Source organism: Coleofasciculus sp. LEGE 07092 (genome assembly GCF_015207375.1).
Lineage (GTDB): Bacteria > Cyanobacteriota > Cyanobacteriia > Cyanobacteriales > Coleofasciculaceae > LEGE-07092.
This window is the reverse complement of sequence record NZ_JADEWY010000095.1, coordinates 1-21,901: the sequence shown is the minus strand read 5'-3', so window position 1 is coordinate 21,901 and position 21,901 is coordinate 1. Positions and strand designations below refer to the sequence as shown.

The 21,901-nt window shown below is 45.8% G+C and carries 20 protein-coding genes; 8 read left to right on the top strand and 12 right to left on the bottom strand.

The window, feature by feature from the left end; genetic code table 11:
- Positions 1–62: 62 nt before the first annotated feature.
- Complete coding sequence (locus IQ257_RS20835; RefSeq protein ID WP_193876053.1) at positions 63–1,889, top strand: SLC13 family permease; 1,827 nt, start codon at positions 63–65, stop codon at positions 1,887–1,889.
- Positions 1,890–2,197: 308 nt separating this feature from the next.
- Here the strand turns inward: IQ257_RS20835 and IQ257_RS20830 are convergent, their stop codons facing one another.
- The 7 genes from IQ257_RS20830 to IQ257_RS20800 form a co-directional block, all read right to left on the bottom strand.
- A complete protein-coding gene (locus tag IQ257_RS20830) occupies positions 2,198–2,797 on the bottom strand; it encodes a hypothetical protein (RefSeq protein WP_193876055.1) in 600 nt (199 codons plus the stop codon).
- Positions 2,798–3,043: 246 nt separating this feature from the next.
- Complete coding sequence (locus tag IQ257_RS20825) at positions 3,044–3,862, bottom strand: SirB1 family protein (RefSeq protein ID WP_193876057.1); 819 nt, start codon at positions 3,860–3,862, stop codon at positions 3,044–3,046.
- A complete protein-coding gene (locus IQ257_RS20820; RefSeq protein ID WP_193876060.1) occupies positions 3,859–4,161 on the bottom strand; it encodes a hypothetical protein in 303 nt (100 codons plus the stop codon). The genes IQ257_RS20825 and IQ257_RS20820 overlap by 4 nt, the downstream gene beginning before the upstream one ends.
- A 114-nt stretch (positions 4,162–4,275) precedes the next feature.
- On the bottom strand, positions 4,276–5,034 hold the full coding sequence (locus IQ257_RS20815) for a pentapeptide repeat-containing protein (protein WP_193876062.1): 759 nt from the start codon (positions 5,032–5,034) through the stop codon (positions 4,276–4,278).
- A gap of 128 nt (positions 5,035–5,162) precedes the next feature.
- The gene (locus IQ257_RS20810; RefSeq protein WP_193876064.1) at positions 5,163–5,726 is read right to left on the bottom strand and encodes a hypothetical protein; all 564 of its coding nucleotides are present in this window, start codon (positions 5,724–5,726) and stop codon (positions 5,163–5,165) included.
- 67 nt (positions 5,727–5,793) lie between these two features.
- Positions 5,794–6,615, bottom strand: coding sequence for an ABC transporter permease (locus IQ257_RS20805; protein WP_193876066.1), 822 nt, complete (start codon positions 6,613–6,615; stop codon positions 5,794–5,796).
- Positions 6,616–6,820: 205 nt separating this feature from the next.
- Positions 6,821–7,399: a tRNA-(ms[2]io[6]A)-hydroxylase gene (locus IQ257_RS20800; protein WP_193876068.1), complete on the bottom strand. Its 579-nt coding sequence runs from the start codon at positions 7,397–7,399 to the stop codon at positions 6,821–6,823.
- A 402-nt stretch (positions 7,400–7,801) separates the two neighbouring features.
- Between IQ257_RS20800 and IQ257_RS20795 the strand changes: the two genes are divergently transcribed.
- Positions 7,802–8,551: a metallophosphoesterase family protein gene (locus IQ257_RS20795; RefSeq protein ID WP_193876070.1), complete on the top strand. Its 750-nt coding sequence runs from the start codon at positions 7,802–7,804 to the stop codon at positions 8,549–8,551.
- Positions 8,552–8,612: 61 nt separating this feature from the next.
- Here the strand turns inward: IQ257_RS20795 and IQ257_RS20790 are convergent, their stop codons facing one another.
- Entirely contained in the window at positions 8,613–9,461 is an 849-nt protein-coding gene (locus tag IQ257_RS20790; RefSeq protein ID WP_193876072.1) for a M48 family metallopeptidase, read from the bottom strand.
- Positions 9,462–9,868: 407 nt separating this feature from the next.
- Between IQ257_RS20790 and IQ257_RS20785 the strand changes: the two genes are divergently transcribed.
- A complete protein-coding gene (locus IQ257_RS20785) occupies positions 9,869–10,393 on the top strand; it encodes a DUF4330 domain-containing protein (protein WP_193876074.1) in 525 nt (174 codons plus the stop codon).
- 56 nt (positions 10,394–10,449) lie between these two features.
- Here IQ257_RS20785 and IQ257_RS20780 read toward each other — a convergent pair whose 3' ends face one another.
- A complete protein-coding gene (locus IQ257_RS20780) occupies positions 10,450–11,370 on the bottom strand; it encodes an alpha/beta fold hydrolase (protein ID WP_193876076.1) in 921 nt (306 codons plus the stop codon).
- Between the two features lie 562 nt (positions 11,371–11,932).
- Between IQ257_RS20780 and IQ257_RS20775 the strand changes: the two genes are divergently transcribed.
- From IQ257_RS20775 to rpoD, 3 genes are all read left to right on the top strand, one after another.
- The gene (locus IQ257_RS20775; RefSeq protein ID WP_228060884.1) at positions 11,933–12,574 is read left to right on the top strand and encodes a hypothetical protein; all 642 of its coding nucleotides are present in this window, start codon (positions 11,933–11,935) and stop codon (positions 12,572–12,574) included.
- A 249-nt stretch (positions 12,575–12,823) separates the two neighbouring features.
- Positions 12,824–13,495 (top strand): polysaccharide deacetylase family protein, encoded by a 672-nt coding sequence (locus IQ257_RS20770; protein ID WP_193876078.1) that lies wholly within the window; start codon positions 12,824–12,826, stop codon positions 13,493–13,495.
- Between the two features lie 1,306 nt (positions 13,496–14,801).
- Entirely contained in the window at positions 14,802–15,938 is a 1,137-nt protein-coding gene (gene rpoD / locus IQ257_RS20765; RefSeq protein WP_193876080.1) for an RNA polymerase sigma factor RpoD, read from the top strand.
- Positions 15,939–16,064: 126 nt separating this feature from the next.
- Here the strand turns inward: rpoD and IQ257_RS20760 are convergent, their stop codons facing one another.
- Positions 16,065–16,217 carry a chlorophyll a/b-binding protein gene (locus IQ257_RS20760; protein ID WP_193876082.1) on the bottom strand — a complete coding sequence of 51 codons (153 nt, stop codon included), beginning with the start codon at positions 16,215–16,217 and terminating at the stop codon, positions 16,065–16,067.
- 123 nt (positions 16,218–16,340) lie between these two features.
- Here IQ257_RS20760 and IQ257_RS20755 point away from each other — a divergent pair, with 123 nt between their 5' ends.
- Complete coding sequence (locus IQ257_RS20755; protein WP_193876084.1) at positions 16,341–19,619, top strand: glycoside hydrolase family 15 protein; 3,279 nt, start codon at positions 16,341–16,343, stop codon at positions 19,617–19,619.
- 97 nt (positions 19,620–19,716) lie between these two features.
- Here the strand turns inward: IQ257_RS20755 and IQ257_RS20750 are convergent, their stop codons facing one another.
- On the bottom strand, positions 19,717–20,049 hold the full coding sequence (locus IQ257_RS20750; RefSeq protein WP_193876086.1) for a hypothetical protein: 333 nt from the start codon (positions 20,047–20,049) through the stop codon (positions 19,717–19,719).
- A 49-nt stretch (positions 20,050–20,098) separates the two neighbouring features.
- Positions 20,099–20,434 (bottom strand): DUF1830 domain-containing protein, encoded by a 336-nt coding sequence (locus IQ257_RS20745; protein ID WP_193876088.1) that lies wholly within the window; start codon positions 20,432–20,434, stop codon positions 20,099–20,101.
- A 273-nt stretch (positions 20,435–20,707) separates the two neighbouring features.
- On the opposite strand from IQ257_RS20745, the gene IQ257_RS20740 reads away from it, so the two are divergent.
- The gene (locus IQ257_RS20740) at positions 20,708–21,886 is read left to right on the top strand and encodes a PAS domain-containing protein (protein ID WP_193876090.1); all 1,179 of its coding nucleotides are present in this window, start codon (positions 20,708–20,710) and stop codon (positions 21,884–21,886) included.
- Positions 21,887–21,901: the final 15 nt, after the last annotated feature.

The window sequence follows — 21,901 nt, the reverse complement described above, 5'->3', positions numbered from 1 at the left end:
ATCTCTTTCGGGGGTTGCCATCGGGGTACAAAGAAATTTAGTGTCCTAACGATTACGACTCTATGGATATTTTTCTTGATGACGACTCTAGGGCTATTTTTCTTACCCTTGGTGTTGTCGTACTGGCTCTCGTCAGCTTCATTAGTGAATGGTTGCCCGTTGATATGACAGCAATCGTCGTGATGGTTGCGCTGATGTTACTTGGATTAGTCACCCCAGAAGAGGGAATATCCGGTTTTAGCAGCTCGGCAACCATTACGGTACTGGCGATGTTCGTTCTCAGTGCCGGCATTGCTCGCACGGGAGCACTTCAAGTCGTTAGTGAACTTCTACTCAAGTGGGGAGGCAAGAAAATCTCTCAGCAGATTTTCGCAATGGGGATGATTGTTGGTCCAATTAGTGGCGTTATCAACAATACTGCCGTTCTTGCCGTCTTTTTACCCATTGTAGAAGATTGGTGCCGCAAGCAAGGCATTTCTTCTTCTAAGCTACTCATTCCCTTGTCCTATGCCACGATTTTAGGAGGCATGATCACAGTCATTGGCACCTCGACTAATGTTTTGGCGAGTGGTTTGTCCGAGCGGTTGGGATACGGGACTTTCAGTTTATTTGCCTTCACGAAATTAGGGCTGATCACCTTTGCCATTGGCTTGGCGTATCTAGCGTTAATTGCTCCCCGACTCCTCCCCAAGCGCAAAGCCTCCGACAGCAATGTTGTTAATCAAGACTATGGGTTGCAAGACTATGTGAGTGAAATTGTGATTATGCCCGGTTCTAGCTTGATTGGACAAACCCTACGCTCTAGCCTAATTCAGCGGAAATTCGATATGGACGTGCTGGAGCTGATCCGCAACAACACTCAATTTCCCCAACCCCTAGCTGACAAAGTTTTCCAGGCTGGAGATATTTTAATCGTGCGGGGAAAGCGGGACTGTCTGCTCAAAATCAAAGACGAACGGGGAATTGATATCTTACCCGATGTCCAATTCGGCAAACAATCCCTCGAACAAAATCTTAGTTCTGGCGAAGAGCGGATTGCTGAAGTATTAATTCTCTCTAACTCTAACTTGAGCGGTTCTACCCTCAAAGAATTGCGATTTCGACAGCGCTATAATGCTACTGTCCTGGCAGTTCGACGAGGACAAGAATTAGTACGCGAACGCCTGGGTAGAGTGTCGTTACGGTTTGGCGACCTACTTCTAGTACAAGGTCCTAGGCAAAGCTTTCTAGGATTGCAAACGAGCCAAGATTTATTGGTAATTGAGCAGCGAGATGTGGAAACGTTGCGGCGAGAAAAGGCAGGGTTAGCTGTGGCGATTGGTGTAGGAGTTGTCCTCGTTGCTGCCTTTGACTGGTTGCCTATTCTAGTCAGTGCTCTAGCAGGAGTAGTGTTAATGGTAGTAACTGGCTGTCTTAAACCAGGGGAACTGTACGGAGCTGTACGCTGGGATATTATTTTCTTGCTCGCGGGGTTGATTCCCTTGGGGGTAGCGATGGAAAAATCCGGAACTACTCAATGGTTGGCAAACAATCTAATTGCTGTAGGAGGGGGGCTTTCCGGTTACTGGGTTTTAACATTCTTCTTCCTGATTACGTCGTTAATCACCGAGATTTTGTCTAACAATGCGTCGGTGGTTTTACTCTTACCCGTTGCTGTCGAAGTTGCCGAGCAACTGAACCTCAATCCTTTTGCTTTTATGTTTGCCGTAACCTTCGCCGCGTCCAACAGTTTCATGACTCCCATCGGCTATCAAACCAACACCATGGTTTACAGTGCAGGTGGCTATAAATTCTTGGATTTTATGCGGGCTGGCGCTCCCCTTAATTTGTTAATGACTTTGGTTGTCCCTTTCCTGATTGTTTGGCTCTACGGGTTGCAAGTCCCTTAGCTAAATGCTAGCCAGATAACGGGGAAAACTTGTCAAGAGATTAAGTTGGCTGATAGGTAGCAATCATTGGTGTAAACGACCTATTTTTGCAAGGGGAACGGGAAAAGGATGCATCACCTTTTGTTCAACCTATACTAAATACTGACATTCCGAACTCCTGACTGGCACAATCAGTTTTTTCGGGATTTGAACGGTTTAAACATAATTATGGATACAGCAAAGTACTGAATTGATACCGCTCTTGAATTCCCTATTCTCTAAAATTATTAGTGTGACACTTGAGGATGCTAAATGGGAGAACTACGGAACTACGGTATTTGAACGTTTTCCTGGGCATAGATAAGATTCTTTTGATACTCCTGTACTTTTTGCTGTGCTACGGCATAATTTGAACTATCGGCTGGTACAGCTTGCATCAAGTTAATTGCTTCCTGCCACGCAGTACTAACAGCAGTCCACTGTTCACTTGTGTTAGCTGTTTGAGTTAGCTGTGCTGCTTTCATCGCTTGATTGACGGCTTCCCCGAAAGAGTCAGTTTCAGATGCGGGAGACGGAAAAACAGAAGGAGAAGGGGAAACCGATACGGATGGATTAGGTTCAAAGCCGCCTTCAGTATCAAAGATAATTGATGTAGGCTGATTGGGAACAGAGAATACTCCAGATGTGACCAGAATCCTACCTCCTAACAAACTGATGAGCAAACCAGAAAGCCCCAAGAAAAAGCTACGTCTAACTGATTTATTGCTCCATTTCATAAAAATGAACACCCAGGCAGCAAACGGAATAAAAAAACAAGCTAGTCCCCAACCCACATTATCCATAAAAGCAAGAATTAGCGTCCAAAACCCTCCCGCTATGGCTACCAAAAAACCAACCAAAAACAAGATTATTGCTATTGGAATTGTCATTTGATTTTCCTTTCCCTTCTTACTAAGATTTAGCTCTAATGGAGCCTCGTACCTATTACTCAGGGTTAGTTCTACTTTTTATGCAAAATTTTAGACTTCAGGATGTAGTATGAAAGACGACAATTTTATCCTCAGCTTGGCAGAAGGGGAACTAATGACTAATTCCCCTCTCCTTGAAGGAAAGAGGTTGGGGAAGAGGTGAACTGAGTAGTATTATTGGGTTAAGTTTATTTTTGCCGCGCTGGTCTAGCGACTTAGCTTTTCGAGCAATCTGCGAATCACATCAGCATCTTCGGCATTGGGAAGTATCGCTAGATAATTTTCTAAATCCTGGGATGCCTTAGATGAGTCTCCTAACTGGTAGTAAAGAAGTCCGCGATCGCGTAATTCTCTCACCGCATCAGGAAACAACAGCAAAATGCGTTCAATTGCTGCCAAAGCTCTAGATAAGTCTTGGCGGTTGAGGTAAATCAGTTTGAGATTAGTCAACATTCGTGCCAGAAGCTGCCGATGACTTACGAGTCCTGTGAAACTAGATTGCAGCCGTACCGGACGCCCGTACATCTGCGCCAGTCTTACCTCGCAATCTTGCTCAAACAAAATCTCACCGCGATTGAAGGCATCAACAAAGATACCAACGCCCTCAAACTCCGGGCGAATCAGGAAATGTCCGGGCATATTAACACCGACCATCGGAAAATCAAGGCGTCGGGCAACTTCTAAGTAAACCAAGGAAAGGGTAATGGGAATGCCAGTGCGTTGGTCAATCACCTCATTGAAAAAGCTATTGTGTGGATTGTAGTAATCAGTGATGTTGCCAGTAAAACCCAGATCTTCATAAAAATATTGATTCAAGCTTTGGAGCATCCGTAAGGGATACCGTGCGGCTGGCAAGCGCTCTTCTACCTCTGCTGCCATCACATCAAGAGCATTCAGATAGGCATCAATGTCTAAGTCCGGGTATTCTTCTTGGGCGATATACAGTGTTGCTGCTGCCAAGTCAATTTGGGCATCTGGCTGCTCAATTTCTTGATAGAAGTTTTGACGCCCTAAGGGAAGGTTCATAATACCGTTTTCGTTGTTACCTCACTATTTTCCTCATGAAAGCGGGATGTTCCTGGAGTGGGTGAGGGTATGGATAGAGAAGTTGCTTCTGGTGGTGTGGGTGTAACTAGAGTTTCTAACAGTGTTAGGGTAGTCGTTTCAGAGTAATTGGGCGAAGATTTGGCAGTCGGGGCTGATGTGAATTCAACGGCGGCGCGTTTGGATTCCTTTGATGATTTAGATATTAGAGGGAAGCAAAAACCAAGAGTAGCGATCGGAATAATGGCAATAATCCCTACTTTTCCCAGAGTTCTAGACATAGACTCATCTCTACTCTTTCATAAACAGTAGGAAATACTCTGGTGTTGTAGGAACTACTATGTGCCAATTTATCAAGCGTCCCGCACCCCTCAAACCGTTACATCAGCCTCATCTCACTGAGAGGTAGATTGCAGGCTAAATAAACCTGTTACACCTTTAAGGTTGGTTTGATTCAAATTAGTATTCGTGAGTTCGGCACCCGTCAAGTTTGCATTAGTCAAGACGGCTTCCCTCAAATTTGCATCAGTCAAGTTCGCCTCCGTTAAGTTTGCACTATTGAGTCGAGTACCAATCAATTCAGCACTATCTAAGTTCGCGTAAAATAATTGACTGCCATCTAGCTTCGCATAGCTCAGATTGCTATTGCTCAGATTGGCAAACGGTAAATAAGCACCCGTCAGTCGGGCATTACTGAGATTAGCATTGCTCAAATCAACCCCCAGCATATCTACGCCCTCCAAGTGAGCATTGCTTAAGTTCGCTGCACTAAGATTGGCACGATTTAACTGAGCACCCCCTAAATACGTTCCGCTGAGGTTAGCGGCGTTCAAATTGGCATTGGTAAAATTTACACCCAGTAGGTCAGCTAGGCTAAGTTTTGCTTCTGCTAAGTTAGCATTCCTCAGATTAGCATCTTTTAAATTAGCACGACGCAGAGTGGCTCCCCTGAGATTGGCTCCTCTAAAGTCTGCACCCGTCAAATCAGCTTGATTCATATCAGCGTTGACCAGGTTAGCATTGGTTAGGTTACAACCTGGGCATTGATTCGTTTCTAGTAGCTGTTTGACATGTACAGGATTTTCAGCACCGACTGGTGCAGTCAAGCCGATCGCAGTTGTTAGGGCGATCGCACTCAAAAGACTCCGGTTCATAATTCCTACCTCATAATTACGACGACTCCTCCTTTTCAACAAGGTCTAAAGAAAGAATATGTAGGTTAATTATTTACAAAAAAGCTTTTTTATGCATCCATCGCAAGAAGCAATTTAAAGCCAAAAGCCTACTTCACCAGAGAGATCCAGTTCGGATAAGCGTAAGATTGATCGGCTAACAACTCCAGTCCTCGATACGTCTTACCCATTTCGCTAACGACGCGATCAAAACTATCAGGGCTAACCTCTTCAACATCTCCTTCAAACGCCACAGTCCACCAAGTATCCGTATTGATGTATAGTTGAGTCAGTTCGCAGGTAATACCCTCATAATGACGCTGCGATCGCACTTTTTTGACTCTAACCCACGGTTTTTTTTCGATACTCGTCTTCGGAATAAAGCTTTCTTGGGCTGGATCGTCACAAAGCCACTTTAGCCATGTTTCCACATTTCCTTCCCAGGAATTGCTAAACTGCCGAATGCCCAATTCTTTCTTGCGCCACTTGACTTCCAAACTGCCCTGCCGCACCTTGATGTTGAGATAGGAGCAATCGGGTACATACAAGTACACATCTTCCCGTTCTTCTGGCACTCCTAATAACTCACCAGGACAATCTGTGCTGAACCACTGTTCCACCTCTGTTGGTGATGTGCCACGATAAAACCAACGCAGTTCTAGAGTGGTAAACATCGATATTTCGTAGTCTTTGCAAGTTAGACCCTAGGAAAATCCCCATTCCCCACTCCCTATTTTCACATTAATCCTGCTGGTGAGCAAATTGATACGCACCGGCGACAGACAACGCGATCGCAACTACCAGAAGTACCGGGATAGAATACCAGGGAAACTGGGATAGGGGTAAATAAGCAGCCGCACGGAGTCCGGTACTCGCATAACTTAGAGGTAGCAAGTATACTATCGCTTTTAATGCCAAGGGTAGAGTACTTGGATCAAAAAACGTGGCTCCTAAAAATGACATGGGGACAATTAGGAAGTTGTTGTAAAGTCCTACTGATTCTAAGGACTTAACATTTAAGCCAACAATTACCCCCAAACCCGCAAACACGGCACTATTGAGTAGCAGCAACAGCAAAAATAGGGGATTGATAAAGCTCCAGATTTTGCCAGTAAACACCACCGCTACCAGAATTACCGAACCCGAAGTCATCATTCCCCGCAGGATTCCGGCTAGCATTTTGCCCAGATACAATGCTAGGGGATGTATTGGCACCAGTAACGTTTCCTCAAACGTCTTGGTGAACAGCCGTTCGCCGCAGATAGAAAAGGTTGTGCCACCAAAGCTAATCGTCATTGAAGAGAGGGCGATCATCCCCGGCAGTATAAACTCTAAGTAGCTATCACCCGCAGCAGGTGTGATTGCTGCATCTAGGGCGCTCCCCAGTCCCAAACCAAACCCAACAATATAAATGAGCGGCGATATCAAGCCCGTAGCCGCGACTTGCACAATACGCACTCGCAGTTTCAGCCATTCTCCCCAGAAAACTGTGAGACTATCTGCCAGGATGGTTTGCCACTGCGAACTTTTGAGGATTTTATGGGAAGGGAATGAACGATACAATTTCACGAGTCCGCTTTAGCTTTTGATTTCTTAAAATTTATTCATATTTCTTAGCTTATCAGAAAATTAGACTCCTGATGCATCAGCCTTAAAACAGGGAATACAAGGTTATTACTGAAAGTTTACCTAGTGCCGTGCAATTGGTGAAAACCTGTCAGGAGGTATTGCCTATGATCGCCGTTTTTTTTGGTTGTAACTCAGATCTCTAACTATGAATCCTGGGTTCAGGATACAACGTGGAAAGTAACTCACTTTCCCTAATCGCCAACTCTTCCAACCGCTCCTTAGCCACATCCCGATCGCTATAAGTATCCGCCAGTACCCAATAAACCCCGTAGTGCCTCGCCTCAGACGCCATCAAACTGCGATAAAACTCCGCTAACTCTGGCTCCGGGCAGTATTCTGCCAACAGTCCCAACCGCTCGTGAGAACGAGCTTCAATCAGTCCAGAAACCAACAATGAATCTAAGAGCCGATTCGGTTCCGAGGGACGAATTAAAGCCTTTAACCCTGCCCCATAGGGCGGTGACGAGAGGGGAGCTAGGGGAATGCTCCGTCGTTCTAGCCACTGGTTCACTTGCTCAAAATGCTCGAGTTCCTCACGAGCAATAGCTGTTAGCTGACGCACCAGTTGCGTATTAGAGGGGTAGCGAAACATGAGATTCAGCGCCACGCCTGCGGCTTTCCGTTCGCAATGGGAGTGGTCGAGTAAAATGACATTAAGGTGAGCGATCGCTTGCTCTACCCAAGTCCAGTTAGTGGGTTGTTTGAGTACGTTAATCATTTAGCAATGCAGAATAAGACAAGGTTTCGGCAAAAATCATCTCCTCTAAGCGGACTCAAACGAGTTGGCTGCTGGCAATACTCCGTAATCCTCTAGGGCAATAGAGCTGGGGGAACTGTCCCAATCCAGAAGGAGTCTATCTGTAATAGGAAGGTTTGCCATACCCAGCCACATTTCTTAACGAAAGCAGTGCTTGATACCAAGATTTTAGAGGCACACTAGACCAATTGGTTCCAAAATCCACACGAAACTAGATTATTTCTGCACACTCAACTCGTGTTAAGCAATCCGGACTTACTCTAAACCAACAGCTATACGCTTAGTTGGAGCATCACAACTTATGCAAGTTAGATTCAAGGGTACTACCTGTTATTTGATAAAGCAGATTTGGATAAGCAAAACATGACCCATCGTCGAATTGTTATCGGTGACGTGCATGGGCACTACGATACTCTTATGACTTTATTGGATGCGATCGCTCCCAGCGGGGGCGACAAGGTTTATTTTTTGGGAGATTTGATCGACCGAGGACCTCAGAGTGCTCAGGTCGTAGAATTTGTTAAGCAAAGTGCCTACCCTTGCCTATTGGGTAATCACGAGCAAATGTTAATAGAAGTTCTCGGTCATGGAGACATTCATGGTCCTACCCTACAAGCATGGCTCTATAGTGGGGGTCACAGTACAATCAACAGTTATGGCGAGGAGGGTGTGCGCCAAGATCATATCGATTGGATGCGAACACTACCAACCTACCTCGATCTGGGAGATATTTGGTTAGTCCATGCAGGCGTTCATCCCCGCCTGCCCCTCGAACAGCAAACGGCTGAACAATTTTGTTGGATTCGAGAAGAATTCCATAGCATACAGGAGCCTTATTTCTCCGATAAGATGATTGTCACAGGACACACCATCACCTTTACCCTGCCAGGAGTAATGCCTGGGAAAATTGCTCAGGGTTTGGGTTGGTTAGATATTGACACCGGTGCTTATCATCCTAAAAGTGGCTGGTTGACAGGATTAGACCTTACCAACTCTTTAGTTTATCAAGTCAACGTTTTTCGGAAACGGGTTCGCCAAATCCCTCTCGAAGAAGCAGTGACGCGGGTAGATCCGTCAAAACTATTCCCGCGCCGTTCAGTTCTCCGCTCTTGATTTATGCTGCTATTAAACGCTCCTGTGTTATGATGTAAGGCTATCCGGCTCAGATCGACTCTCACAGAAGGGGACGAATTTTAGCTTTGTAGGCACTTTCGTTTAAACCCATACCTGTATTAGCCTCAGTCGGCTCAATGGCTTGCTTTAAAGCATTAATTCGGTCTTGTGTTGCTGGGTGAGTGCTTAAAAACGAGGGAACAGACCTTCTGCTGTTGAGTTTTTCCATAAACTTTACCATTGCCGATGGTGCATAACCCGCTTGTCTGAGGATGTTTAACCCAACTTGGTCAGCTTCAAATTCATCCTCACGGCTGTTGGGAAGCCGCAGTGCTAGTTCTACGCCGAGATTCACTAAGGTACTACGATCAAGTCCAGCCGCAACCGCTACACCCCTAGCGATCGCTGTCTGCCGCATTTGTTTGATCGAGTGACGCTCGGTGATATGACCAGTTTCGTGAGCGAGGACACTGGCAACCTCGGCTTCATTATCGGCAGCCGCCAGCAAACCCGTGGTGACATAGACATAGCCCCCCATCGTCGCAAAGGCATTAATGCTATCATCCCTGACGATCTGAAACGTATAGGGAATATTCGGACGTGGACTTTCCTGTGCAAGTCGTTGACCAATTTGATCCACATAGCGATTAATGTCAGAATTGCGATAAAGTTGGAACTGATTACCAACAAGCTGCTTGTTAATCTGCCCTCCAATTTCAACTTCTTGGCGATCAGAAATATTGGATAGTTGGATAATTTGAACGCCTTGAAAAATCAGATCGAACCAAGAAATCGCTTGGCTAACCTGAGGCGTACCAACAATGAGACTCAGTGCCAAAGCCACAGACACGAACGGATACAATAAGCGGCGTCGGTAAGGACGAGCTAGAAATGAAAGGGGATTGAACATGATTTATGAAAGTAAGATAGCTGTACTTGAGAAATGACTACTAACCTAACGTGGAACACCTGACCCCATCGTTCATGGTTCACCGGGGTCAAGTCATGAGCAATGAATAATGAACATAGAGTCCCCGTCTGAGTTGATAGCCGCGAAACCTATATAAAACAGACGCTGGTCAAGGGGTATAAGTTGCCATTTTTCCCTTGATCACTCTTATTGTGTCTCACCTTGAGCGTTATCAATCACTGTCTGGCAGGTAAAAATATAACTCAGACAATTCTTTGAAATCGTGCGGATCGGCAGCCACTCCTGTGGTAAATTAACACAAAGAAAATAGGATGGTAATCCTCTAGCCGTTTGAGGCATCCTTCTAGAGATAGTTCTTTTAAGAAAAACACTTCACGTCAGGTTTCATGGCTATTTTGGATTCTAAAGGACGTTTGTTCGGTAAGGTGAGCATTCTCGATCTGGGTGCTGCCTTGGTCATTCTATTCGTGATTGTAGGAATCTTTTTGGTTCCCGGTTCTACTGGTTCCGTCGCGCAAGTGAGCGGAACTAAACCCATAGAAGTCGATGTGATCGTTCGAGGTCTAAGCGTGCGCGATCCGCAGGGATTGATGACGCAATTTCAGGAGGAGAAAAAGACGAATGTTGTCATTCGCAATCAACCCTACGGTCAAGTTGATATTAAGTCGGTACGAGAACTGCCGCGAACCCTAGCTGTACCACAACCTGATGGGTCAGTTAAAGAGCTATCCGACCCTCGGTCAAACTCGTTTAGTACTGATATGCTAATGACCTTGGGCGGTCAAGCAACGATCACGAAAGACGGACCCGTACTCGGCAATAGCAAAATTAAAATTGGTACGCCTGTCGAGTTGGAAGGTACGGATTACAACTTTAATGCCAGCGTGATTGAGGTTAGGGTTCCTGAGTAGGGAGTAGGGAGTAGGGAGTGGGGAAGAAGAGTAACAATTCAATAGTCTCCTTGTCTCTATACACCCTTCTCTGCTGCCGTGTCAAGAATCTTTAAATATCGCCGAATTAAACCAATTGTTACTGCAGGCAACTCCAATTGGGGAGTCAGTCCTACATCGTCTAGGGTTTGAAAGACTCGAATGGCTTGGGGATTGAGAGCGGCAAGCCGTTTGCCAATTTCTGGACTGGTAAACTCAGATTTTTCTCCCCAGATCATTGCCGTAGGAGTAGTTAATTGGGGAACAAACAGAGATAAGTCGAAGCACAAATCTCCCCGTACAAAGGAAAGTGCCGCATATTCGGCATTGGGTTGTTGAGCTGATGCTAGATAGGCATCCACCATTTCTGGATAAATGCGACTGGGACGAGCAAATTGCCGATTTTCTAAGAAACTGCTAATTCCACCGCTAGTGGCAACGCCAGTACTGTAGAGAATGCGATCAAGGATTGGGGTGCTCACTAATTGAGCAAAAAAGCTGCGTGAGTAGTCTTGCCCAAAGTCCGATAATCCTGATGGCGTCGTCAAAATTAGCATCTTGAATAAATCTGGGCGAGCGATCGCAGCTCGGATTGTAAACGCTGCTGTTAGAGAAGAGGCAACTACTGGAACAGCTTCAGAGCAAGTCTGTTCCAAAAACTCAATAATTGTGGTGATGTAGTCATCAATTTTGTAATTCCGTTCAGGATGCTCCGAACGACCCCAGCCAATTAAGTCGGGTGCTAAGATGCGATACTCGTTGGCAAAGGCTGGGTAAACTTTTGACCATTCGTAGGCAGAGGAGCCACCCCCAAAGCCGTGCAAGAACACTAGAGGTGGCAGTTCTTTAGGCTCAGGGCTATCTGCTGTCTGCCAAGGCAACCCTTCAGCCGTGTAATACACCATTCTCCCTAGGGAGGTTACTACGGAGTGTTGTCGGAAACCATTTGGCTCAATCATCTTTTAACCTCATCGCTATTAGACTTCTTGCAGAAGTTGGGAGTTGGGAGTTGGGAGTTGGGAATTGGGAGTTGGGAGTTGGGAGTTGGGAGTTGGGAACAAAAGCGACTGTTACCGAACAGTGGTGCAAGAGGTCTATTGCTATAATCGCCGATTTTGGCATCTAGAACGTCTTACTCGTGATTGATTCTCAAAGGCAATCGCTCAGAGTATAGTGTGTAGAGTGCGATCGCTTAAAATCCTGATTGGTGTATATTCGCCTTGAAGAGAAAAATAACCGACAGGGGAGCAGAGGAGCAGGGGAACTTGAGTCATTTTTATCTCATCCAATAATTTTGATAATGTAAAAACTTTTCCTCAAAGAGTGCAAACTAAAAATCAGTAATTCTGTAAAAACCCTTGTAGTCTAAAGGGCGAGCTTTCCAGGGAGCCTCACTGCCATACAGGTATCCCAGAGAATTCGCTCCTTAACCCTAAAAATACTCTTACAGTGGTAACTACGAGGAGACGGGATAATTTAGAGGGTGTTTTGGGGTGTCGAGATTGATAGTTCGCTGAAAAATTGGAAACTGAGCCTCTTGGAGAAGTTGGCGGAGTTGAGAGTCATCTGATTGGTGAAAAAGTGCCTTCGTTTATCACAGATAATATTACAACAATGCAATGCAGTCTACAGTTGAAGGGAATTACACATCATGACTTTGTTGAACCTCAAGCCACGATCGCTTCTCCTGACCGGGGTGTAACTGAGTTTGACTCGAATTTACTCGTGATAAGACATTGTAGCGTCTCTGTTAACCTGGAAGACCTGAACTGTTTTGAAGTGGTAGAGCATCAATTCTGCCAGTACGGGATTACCTTTAAAAACGCGATCGCTCTACATCCCTCAAATCCAGCTTATCCGCCCCGATCGGGCTGCACCGTACTCATGGCAGCTCCCAAAAACGGTTGGCTAGAAGCCATCTTTTTACAACCTGTGGGGCGGTTCCGCTGCTACGTCACTAGTTCTCAGCGAACGATTATGTCTGCCTACGACCATCAGGATAGGCTCATTGGCAAATCAACGAGCGAACCCAATTTAGCAGGTTCTGATTCGGAGTTTTCGCCCAATGCTCCATTGAAGATCGACGCGCCAAATATCTCTCGGATTACCTTCTATGCTTTCAATGGTCAACTGACTCTAGCTGACTTGAGCTTTGAATTCTAGATTGTCTGCAATGAAGGAAGTGTTAACTTAAGCCCGAAGGCTCTCATCCTTGGGATATCCGAACGAAGCCTCCATGGGCAGGCTTCGTTCCTTAGCGCTGCGTAGCAGGGGTAAACTCCGGCAGGCTTTGTTTTTGTAGCCCCAAGCTTCCAGCCTTTGGGTGTTGATGGGAAATTTTTATCAGGCTTGGGTTTCACGTTAAGTTGACACTAATGCCCATACCTACCGTCTACACCCCTTTGAATTCCCATGGAGTTTGCGCCGCTTTATCCCATTCTGTACCCGATTCTGAAAACGTCCTTTCCCCGTTGCCTCTGGACAGGATCGCCCCATTCACGAGCTATTGCCCTCACCTTTGATGATGGACCTCATCCCCAACACACCCCCCAACTGCTGAAAGTTCTAGACTACTATGGCATCCCAGCCAGTTTTTTCTGGTTGGGGGTATGCGTAGAGCGATCGCCAACAGTAGCAAGAGACGTTTACCAGGGGGGGCACTGGATTGGTTTGCACGGATATCATCATCACTCCTTTCCCTTCCTAACACCAGATAACCTCAAGCAAAGTTTGGAAAAAACCCAAGGGGCGATTGCCCGCGCCTGCCAGCTTCACCCAGAAAAGGTTCGCGACGTTCGCCCTCCAAATGGTCTGTTTACACCCAAAACGTTAAGTTTATTAAACCAGTGGCAGTATCGACCTGTGATGTGGAGCGTTGTCCCAGAAGACTGGGTGTGTCCTGGCCTCTCAGTTGTCGTTCAGCGAGTCTTAAAGCAGGTCTGTAATGGGTCGCTGATTGTTTTGCACGATGGTTACTGTGGAGGAGAAAATGTTGTCTCCACAACAGAGCAGTTGATTCCTCAGTTGCTAGGGCAAGGTTATCACTTTGTAACCATCAATGAATTATGGCAACAGACCCAATAATGAGGTACGCGCTCAAAGGTGACAGACAGAAGAACGCCAAAAGATTGTCTGGACTTATCGCTCCATTTCCGATGGTCAAGCATAGACAAAGCCATTAGTTGAGTAAAGTTTTACACGACTCTCTATCTGATGGCATTGAATCGGTAATAGAGTTATTCAACCGCTAGATATAGAGTGAACGATAGCAAAAACTCGGTTAATTGTGCTAGGGGTAAGACTGGTCAGGAGTCCGAATTCCTAGCGACTCGCTGAACAACACTGCCCTATTGTGTAGTCTTCTTACAAGGAAGCGGTAGTTTGCAAGAATTACTCTTAAGTTATCTAAAGGGTTTTTCTCAGCACATCGAACCCTTACCCTTGCTTGATGTGTTAAAACGTATGATTTACACCCAATAAATCTTGCCTATGGACTATCTCTATCTGTGGAAAATGTTCTTCATGCACTAGGAAGTTCGCAAAGGTAGTCCCAAGGGGATACTAGTGGTCTGTCAACCTTAAATTGACGGGTTGAGACTGACGTGGGGACGCGGAGATAAAAGTAACCCGTCAAACTAGCTTTGACAGAGTACTAGCACTCTTGTAGAACTTTTGTACTAGTTTTAAAATGGTAGTTTTATGCACACTTCAGACACTAGATCTGTGATCTGCCAGCTAAATTCACTAAAATGGCTGAATATATTTCAGCTATTTGTCCGGGACAATCGCCCTCTGAGCTAGCTAGAGTAGAGTGAAGAACAATCGAACTCAACCGGAGACACCCCTTGAATTACTTCAATTCAAGCCTACTCAAAGTCAAGGAAAGCAAAAACGATAGAATAGCAACTTGGGTTATTAGGTTGAGAGGAGCAATCAATGGGTATATCCCCTAGAGTATCGTTTGAACTGAGTTCGCTATCATCGACTTAGACTTGCCGCGAATCTCTAAAGGCAATAGACAATCAGGAAACAGGATCTATCATGAGTGCATTAACTTAGACTGACCTAAGTGTTTGTGTAAAAGCTCTTGAGAATCTAACTTCACTATCACCAGATTGGAGCAGAAAACACAGCGTGCAGTTTTTGCTATTAAAGCTACAATCAAAAGGTCACGGGCAGCAGCCAGGACTGAGACTTCCTTTCTAGACATTCCCAACAAAGTTGAGTTTAGAGAAATAAATCTTAATTGTATTTCTCAGATTCCGCTATTAGATACAAATAATCCAATCATGAGAATGTCATGGCAAGTGAATTACTGGCTACACTATCTTAAGTAGATTACGGAACATCATCTACTAGTCTTTAACTGAAGGAGCATGAGGAAAAAGGCATGACCCAGGCACACGACGTACTCGCAACGATCGCTCAGCCTCAGAACGAGTTGGAATTTTTACTGGACGACGAACCAAACCGAGACGAACTCGTAGAGATTCAATCTGATGAGGCTCAACCAGAGGAAGAAGAGAGTAAACCTGGTAAGACGCGCTCTACTCGCCGTCGTACCCAAACCAAAAAGAAGCACTATACCGAAGATTCAATTCGCCTATACCTGCAAGAAATCGGTCGCATCCGACTGCTGCGGGCAGATGAAGAAATTGAATTGGCTCGCAAAATTGCCGATTTGTTGGAATTAGAACGTGTTCGCGAACGCTTGTGTACTCAGTTAGAGCGAGAGCCACAAGAAAAGGAATGGGCAAGTTCAGTCAACATGCAACTGCCAGAGTTTCGCCACCGCCTCTTCTTGGGTCGGAGAGCGAAAGAAAAAATGGTACAGTCCAACCTGCGTCTAGTTGTGTCGATTGCTAAAAAGTACATGAATCGGGGTCTTTCGTTCCAAGACCTGATTCAAGAAGGCTCCCTCGGTCTAATTCGGGCAGCAGAAAAGTTTGACCACGAAAAAGGCTACAAGTTCTCAACCTACGCAACCTGGTGGATTCGGCAGGCAATTACCCGCGCAATCGCTGACCAATCTCGCACCATTCGTCTACCCGTTCACCTCTACGAAACTATTTCCCGGATCAAAAAGACTACCAAAATTCTTTCCCAAGAATTGGGTCGAAAGCCAACCGAGGAAGAAATCGCTGATCGCATGGAAATGACCATCGAGAAGCTGCGATTCATTGCTAAATCTGCCCAACTTCCCATCTCCCTAGAAACGCCAATTGGTAAAGAAGAAGATTCCCGTTTGGGAGATTTCATCGAAGCCGATGGTGAAACGCCAGAAGATCAAGTCTCCAAAAATCTGCTCCGGGAAGACCTTGAAAGCGTCCTTGACACCTTAAGCCCTCGTGAGCGCGATGTTCTGCGATTGCGCTACGGGTTAGATGATGGACGCATGAAAACCCTCGAAGAAATCGGTCAAATCTTCAACGTCACTCGCGAACGGATTCGGCAAATCGAAGCCAAAGCCCTTCGCAAACTGCGCCATCCCAATCGCAACAGCATTCTTAAAGAATATATTCGCTAGGGTTGAAAGGAATAGGGAAATGGGGAGTAGGAGGTTATCCACTCCCTTTTCTGTAAAAAGCTGGGCATTCATAGCCAGAACGCCCAGTTATTATTTCAGATTAGAGAGATTCCCAACTTTCAGAAATTACATCAACCCCCAGAAGTGCAGTACGCCTTGACCGGAGATATATTCAGTAATCACAGCGGCAATAAAACCAATCATGGCTAAACGACCATTCCAGTTTTCCGCTTTAGCTGTAAAGCCAAATTTGGCTTCGTTTTGTTCTTGACCTTGCATAGCTTTGCTCCGTTGATGGCGTTTTGTAAAGGGGTATGTGAATTAATGTAACTAAAGCTTGGCAAAACGACAATGATATGGGTGCTAAAACTGGATAAATTTTATTTAACATTAGATTAAGGGATGTCTATTATCGCAGCCCAACTTCCCGTTCGACTGAACGATTATTACCAGCAAGTTCGCATTATTCTCAACCGTCAAAACCCGATTACGGGTCTGTTACCTGCCAGTACTGCGGTTAATGCCCACGGTGACTATACCGATGCCTGGGTGCGGGACAATGTTTACAGTATTTTGGCGGTTTGGGGATTGGGTTTGGCATACCGCAAGCTCGATCCTGATAGCGGACGTACCTTTGAACTGGAACAGAGCGTAGTCAAACTCATGCGGGGACTGTTGTTCTGCATGATGCGGCAAGCTCATAAAGTTGAGCGATTTAAAGAAACCCAGTCGCTTTTGGATGCCCTGCACGCCAAGTACAATACCAGCACGGGAGACGTTGTGGTAGGCGATGATGAGTGGGGACACTTGCAACTAGATGCCACATCCCTGTACCTGCTGATGCTGGCACAGATGACTGCATCTGGACTGCATATTGTTTATACGATTGACGAAGTTCACTTTATCCAGAATCTGGTTTATTATATTGGTCGCGCCTATCGAACACCCGATTACGGCATCTGGGAACGCGGCAATAAGGTTAATCACGGCAACCCTGAACTCAATGCCAGTTCTGTGGGCATGGCAAAAGCGGCATTAGAAGCCATTAATGGACTGGATTTATTTGGGGTTCGGGGTTCTCAGGCATCTGTCATTCATGTCTTGCCCGATGAAATTGCGCGATCGCGAATTACCCTAGAATCCCTACTACCCCGAGAGTCGAGTTCAAAAGAAACCGATGCTGCCCTTTTAAGTGTGATTGGTTTCCCTGCCTTTGCCATTGAAGATATCGACCTGACTGAACGCACCCGTAAGAAAATTATTAATAAGTTACAGGGGCTGTATGGCTGCAAACGCTTTTTGCGAGACGGGCATCAGACAGTCTTGGAAGATACCACCCGCCTGCATTATGAACCTTTAGAACTGCAACAGTTTGAGCATATTGAATGCGAATGGCCCCTCTTCTTTACCTACCTAGCACTCGATGGTCAGTTCCGGGGAGATATCGAACAAGCTCGTAACTATTTGGGGCGGCTCGATACATTGCTAGTCGAGCGGGATGGGATACGTCTGCTACCGGAACTGTATTACGTTTCCGCCGAGGGCATTGATGCCGAGCGAGCATCTCCCCGTTCCCAACGGCGCAAACCGAATGAAAACGTTCCCCTAGTCTGGGCACAGAGTTTATACTTGCTGGGTAAGATGCTCCATGAAGGGTTAATTGCACCCGGAGATATTGACCCGTTAGGGCGTTATTTGTCTGTGGGGCGTCACCAAGACCCGGTGGTACAAATTGCCCTGCTAGCCGAAGATGAAGATTTGCAGGCTCAACTGGCAGCTTATGGTATTGCCAGCCAAACCCCCCAACAGGTAGAACCGATACAAGTCCGTCAGGCAACTGAACTGTCAGCCATCTATGCCCAAATTGGGTACTGTGATCCCTTGGGGTTGACAGGACGACCAATACGGCGATTACGGAGTTTAACCACTTCGAGAATATTTAGGTTTGGGTCGGAGACAATCGTCTTCTTACCTGCCCTGCTAGACAATCAGCAATTTTACCTAACCGTAGACAACCAGTTCTTGATCGCTCAAATTAAAAGCGAACTGCCTTACATTCAGCGTCATTGGTCTGACTTGGGGCGTCCAACGCTAACGCTGTTGTTGACCCATACGATGCTGGAATCGGATACAGAGGATAGTGTTGTCAATGATGATGGAGAGACATTGCCTGTTATGTCTCTACTGGAGTTGCTCCGGGAATTGCAAGAGGGTTTTTGTAATGGCGTGCGGGTAAAACTGGGACGGCTGAATCAGTTGATGCTGACAGCCGGAACTGAACGAATTGATGTTCTCCACGATTTTGAGTTTACCCAGTCACCGGTTAAGGATGCGGCACCGCGCTGTTATTACCTGACTAGCCATCCGGGTAAACATGGACCGTTAAACCACACTCAAGAATTTTTGCTGGAGTGCGAAACCAATCTGAGGTTATTGCTCGATAGTTTGCGACAGTCAGAGAACCTCTACGAGCAGATCGAATTGTTGAGTACGCTCAAGCGCCTACGCGGGTTGAATTTTGATACGGGCTTTGGCGGCTCGGCAGTATCTGTCACTGTCGCGGATTTGCTCAATGAAGTTTATCTGAAAGCGGGAATAGAGTCAGCCTCTCCCCACTGGACTATTGTGCGTCAAGCGGCTGGTTTACTCAATAAGGTGGATATCAATCTGTCTGATGCGGTCACTGATATTTTAGTGCGAGGCAAGCAGATTACGGTTGGGAAGGCTTACAGCGAGGCGTCCCTGATTAAAAAACCAATATCACACCTGGAAATTCAGGCAAAAATAAATGAGTTCTGTGGGGAGGATATTCGCGATCGCGTTTTGAGTCAGGAAATCTTGGTTTACCTGAGTCTTTTGATCAAGTCCGAACCCCAGTTAGTAGATGGCTTGCTAACCTTGCGGGTTGGGTATCTGATTCTCTTGTTAACCAGTGAACTGGCAGCCGAACGGAGAGTGACTCAGGATGAAGCCTATGAAGAACTCATGCGCTCAAGTCCCTTTGAGGTGAAGATGCGATTGCGTTCCTGTTTGGCGGGGTATGAGGGTGTCAACCAAAAGCTGCGTCAGCAAGAATCGCTGCACGTTAAACAACCTGAACGAGATATTAATTGGATCGTTTTGTCAAGAACTCAAGAAGAAATAGAGGAGGCACAAGCAGCCGGTAGCTGGTTGAGGAAACGGCAGCTAGATGGTGCAGCGTCTCGCATTCCCAAAGACTTCTATCCCAAAGTCTGGCTAGTTTTGAAGCATTGTAAGGGCTTGGTGATTGGCGATAAGTTAGAACGCCGCAATCGATTAGATAGTGAAGTACTTCTGTCGGAAATGACGCCCGGAGAAAAGAATTTTGCGCTGCGCGTAGAACATTTACTCAACAAGATTCAGGCACCCGAGTACCGCAGCGTTAATATTGAGACATTGATGGAACTCGCTGTCATTGTCGAGGGCAATCCAGAGTTAGAAATTGAAGAATATATCGTTCTCGATGTTCTGATTGGTCATGCCGTGCGTTTGGCGTGGTTGGAGCGATTTCCTGAGCGAGCAGCTCGCTATGATGAGTACAAAGCTGCTGCTTGGCGGGCTTTTTACGATACCTCCCCGACCGAATGTGCTGCTTATATTGTGAAGGCGTTCCAATTCTTGACTCAAGTCGGACAAGCCAGCGTTGTTCAGGTGATCTAGAATTTGATACCGAGTTGTGTTCTTAGGAGGGGAGTGGGGAGTAGGGAATAGGGAGAAAAGTAACACCTCAAGAGTCCTCTTCTCTCCTTTTCTCAACCTAGGGAAGGGGTTTATGAACGATATTACTGTAAGGAAAGCCTAGATGCTCTTGGAGTAGGTAAACGATACTTTGGCGAATTATCATTTCCAGATGCATCCGCTCCTTCAGGGAAGAGTAGAGTATTCTGATGTTGTCAGGAAATTCCTCAGACTCATTGAGGATGGTATAGTACTGATTGGGAATTCGGTTGAGGACGTGATTAATAAGCCTGTTCCACAAAGCTGGATTGATCAAAGCAGATTGATAGGGATTTTGGGGATAATCTTTCAGGATTTCTTCAGCTTCTTGAATGATAAGGAGACAAGTTAAATTGATAATTTTTTGATTCATTTATTACTAACTTCATTGATGATTTAATAACGAACTCTTATTCTTTTCTTCAAGAGACAAGGTTTAAAGGGGAAACTTGAGGAGCAGTTGAGGGTTCTTTAACACAGAACTGCTGACAAGGAATAAAGTCGGTAACTGTCTCGCTGAGTTGAATTGCTAAGTCAGCATCTGCGAGGGCTTCAAATAGTAAGCGTTGACCTGGAAAAATAACGTGCTGCTTTTTGGAATCGGAACTCGTTTTAAATCGGATGATTTGAATTTGACGGCTCGTATTGGTATAGCAACAGAGCATTTGGCGATCGCCTTTGACTAGGCGTGAGGATCTATCTTGTTCAGACACTATGGATTTTTGAGCAGGATTGATGCTGGGGTTACGGCTTTTCATAAGGTCGGCAAGGAGGATGAGACTTGGTGAAAGAAGGCAGACGGCAGTTAGTTGAAAACTCTAACTCGTGCCAAAACTTTGTCATTTACACATAGACGCTTATACAGACTATCTGTTTTGATTGACTAACTACTTCTATCGGAAGAGAGAGACTATTATTAAGCGGGTTTGTTAACTTAATCACAAGTCTCTGGGGATGACGCTAAATCCCTCGCCTAAGAACTCTATGAAGTGTTCAGCGTGAGACGCACTATAAAGTTGTGTGAAAGTTTTATGAAATTTGACTTGGACTTGGGTCGGTTTGCTCAACAGGTAGAAGTACTCCAAGAGCGTTTAGAGAAGCTTTACCACGAGCCAATTTCCCAGTCACAACTCCCAAGCGAGTCAATGCCGTTGATCTTGAGGGAACTTGGCACGGCTTCAGAAGAACTTCAGGTGGCAATGGAGGAGTTGTTTGTGCAGGCTCAAGAACTGACAAGTCTGCGATCGAAGTTGGAAGCAGAACACTGCCGCTATCAAAACCTGTTCGAGTTTTTTCCGACTGCTTATCTGGTGACTGATACCCGTGGAATCATTCAAGAAGCCAATCAAGCGGCTGCGACTTTATTGAATATATCGCATCAGTTCTTAGAAGGTAAACCCTTTAATATCTTTACCTCTACAGCAGAACGTCAAAAGTTTCCGGCTAAACTCACCCAGCTCAAGCAGAGTAGAAATGCACAGGAATCGATCGTACAGATTCAACCGCGCCAAAGTCAGCCTTGTGAAGTGGCGGTAACAGTTTCTCCTGTCTGTAATTCGGACGGTAAGTTGACGAACTTGCACTGGATATTGCATCCTATTAACGAACATCAGCAAATTGCCCAGGTACTAAACCCTCCTACCTGCAAACTTAGCGAGGGTCGCCCCAGATATTTTTATACTAAGGGCGAGACTATCTCTCTCAATTCCAAAGTAGTTTGGCTCGTCTGTCAAGGTCTGGTGAAACTGACTACAGTGAGCGAGGAAGGTGATGAGGTTCTGATGGGATTAGCAGGACAATCTATGCCCTTTGGTTCTAGCATGACCTGTTTGCAAATTTACCAAGCCACCGCTCTCTCAAAGGAGGTTGAGTTAGTTTCCATTTCCCTAGCAGAGATTTCTACGTCGCTCCCTCTTTCTCAGGCTCTTTTACAGCGAATGAAGCTGCGGCTACAGCAGACTGAATCCTTGTTAGCCTTGGCTGGCAAGCGACGAGTACAAGACCGCTTTTACCATTTTTTACTATGGTTAAAACAGGAATTTGGTCAACCTGTTCCCCAAGGTACTCGCTTGATGATTCGCCTCACCCATCAGGATCTAGCAGAAGCCTGCTGTACGACTAGAGTGACAGTCACGCGATTGATGGGCAAGTTACACAAACAAGGAAAGATTGCTTTTGATTCGGAACGTCATATTATTTTTAGGGAGTAGGGATCTGGGGTGTAG

Bases quoted from the DNA above. Each gene is read 5' to 3' on its own strand.
- IQ257_RS20835 (WP_193876053.1), top strand. From the start codon at position 63: ATGGATATTTTTCTTGATGACGACTCTAGGGCTATTTTTCTTACCCTT.
- IQ257_RS20830 (WP_193876055.1), bottom strand. From the start codon at position 2,797: ATGACAATTCCAATAGCAATAATCTTGTTTTTGGTTGGTTTTTTGGTA.
- IQ257_RS20825 (WP_193876057.1), bottom strand. From the start codon at position 3,862: ATGAACCTTCCCTTAGGGCGTCAAAACTTCTATCAAGAAATTGAGCAG.
- IQ257_RS20820 (WP_193876060.1), bottom strand. From the start codon at position 4,161: ATGTCTAGAACTCTGGGAAAAGTAGGGATTATTGCCATTATTCCGATC.
- IQ257_RS20815 (WP_193876062.1), bottom strand. From the start codon at position 5,034: ATGAACCGGAGTCTTTTGAGTGCGATCGCCCTAACAACTGCGATCGGC.
- IQ257_RS20810 (WP_193876064.1), bottom strand. From the start codon at position 5,726: ATGTTTACCACTCTAGAACTGCGTTGGTTTTATCGTGGCACATCACCA.
- IQ257_RS20800 (WP_193876068.1), bottom strand. From the start codon at position 7,399: ATGATTAACGTACTCAAACAACCCACTAACTGGACTTGGGTAGAGCAA.
- IQ257_RS20795 (WP_193876070.1), top strand. From the start codon at position 7,802: ATGACCCATCGTCGAATTGTTATCGGTGACGTGCATGGGCACTACGAT.
- IQ257_RS20790 (WP_193876072.1), bottom strand. From the start codon at position 9,461: ATGTTCAATCCCCTTTCATTTCTAGCTCGTCCTTACCGACGCCGCTTA.
- IQ257_RS20785 (WP_193876074.1), top strand. From the start codon at position 9,869: ATGGCTATTTTGGATTCTAAAGGACGTTTGTTCGGTAAGGTGAGCATT.
- IQ257_RS20780 (WP_193876076.1), bottom strand. From the start codon at position 11,370: ATGATTGAGCCAAATGGTTTCCGACAACACTCCGTAGTAACCTCCCTA.
- IQ257_RS20770 (WP_193876078.1), top strand. From the start codon at position 12,824: ATGGAGTTTGCGCCGCTTTATCCCATTCTGTACCCGATTCTGAAAACG.
- rpoD (WP_193876080.1), top strand. From the start codon at position 14,802: ATGACCCAGGCACACGACGTACTCGCAACGATCGCTCAGCCTCAGAAC.
- IQ257_RS20760 (WP_193876082.1), bottom strand. From the start codon at position 16,217: ATGCAAGGTCAAGAACAAAACGAAGCCAAATTTGGCTTTACAGCTAAA.
- IQ257_RS20755 (WP_193876084.1), top strand. From the start codon at position 16,341: ATGTCTATTATCGCAGCCCAACTTCCCGTTCGACTGAACGATTATTAC.
- IQ257_RS20750 (WP_193876086.1), bottom strand. From the start codon at position 20,049: ATGAATCAAAAAATTATCAATTTAACTTGTCTCCTTATCATTCAAGAA.
- IQ257_RS20745 (WP_193876088.1), bottom strand. From the start codon at position 20,434: ATGAAAAGCCGTAACCCCAGCATCAATCCTGCTCAAAAATCCATAGTG.
- IQ257_RS20740 (WP_193876090.1), top strand. From the start codon at position 20,708: ATGAAATTTGACTTGGACTTGGGTCGGTTTGCTCAACAGGTAGAAGTA.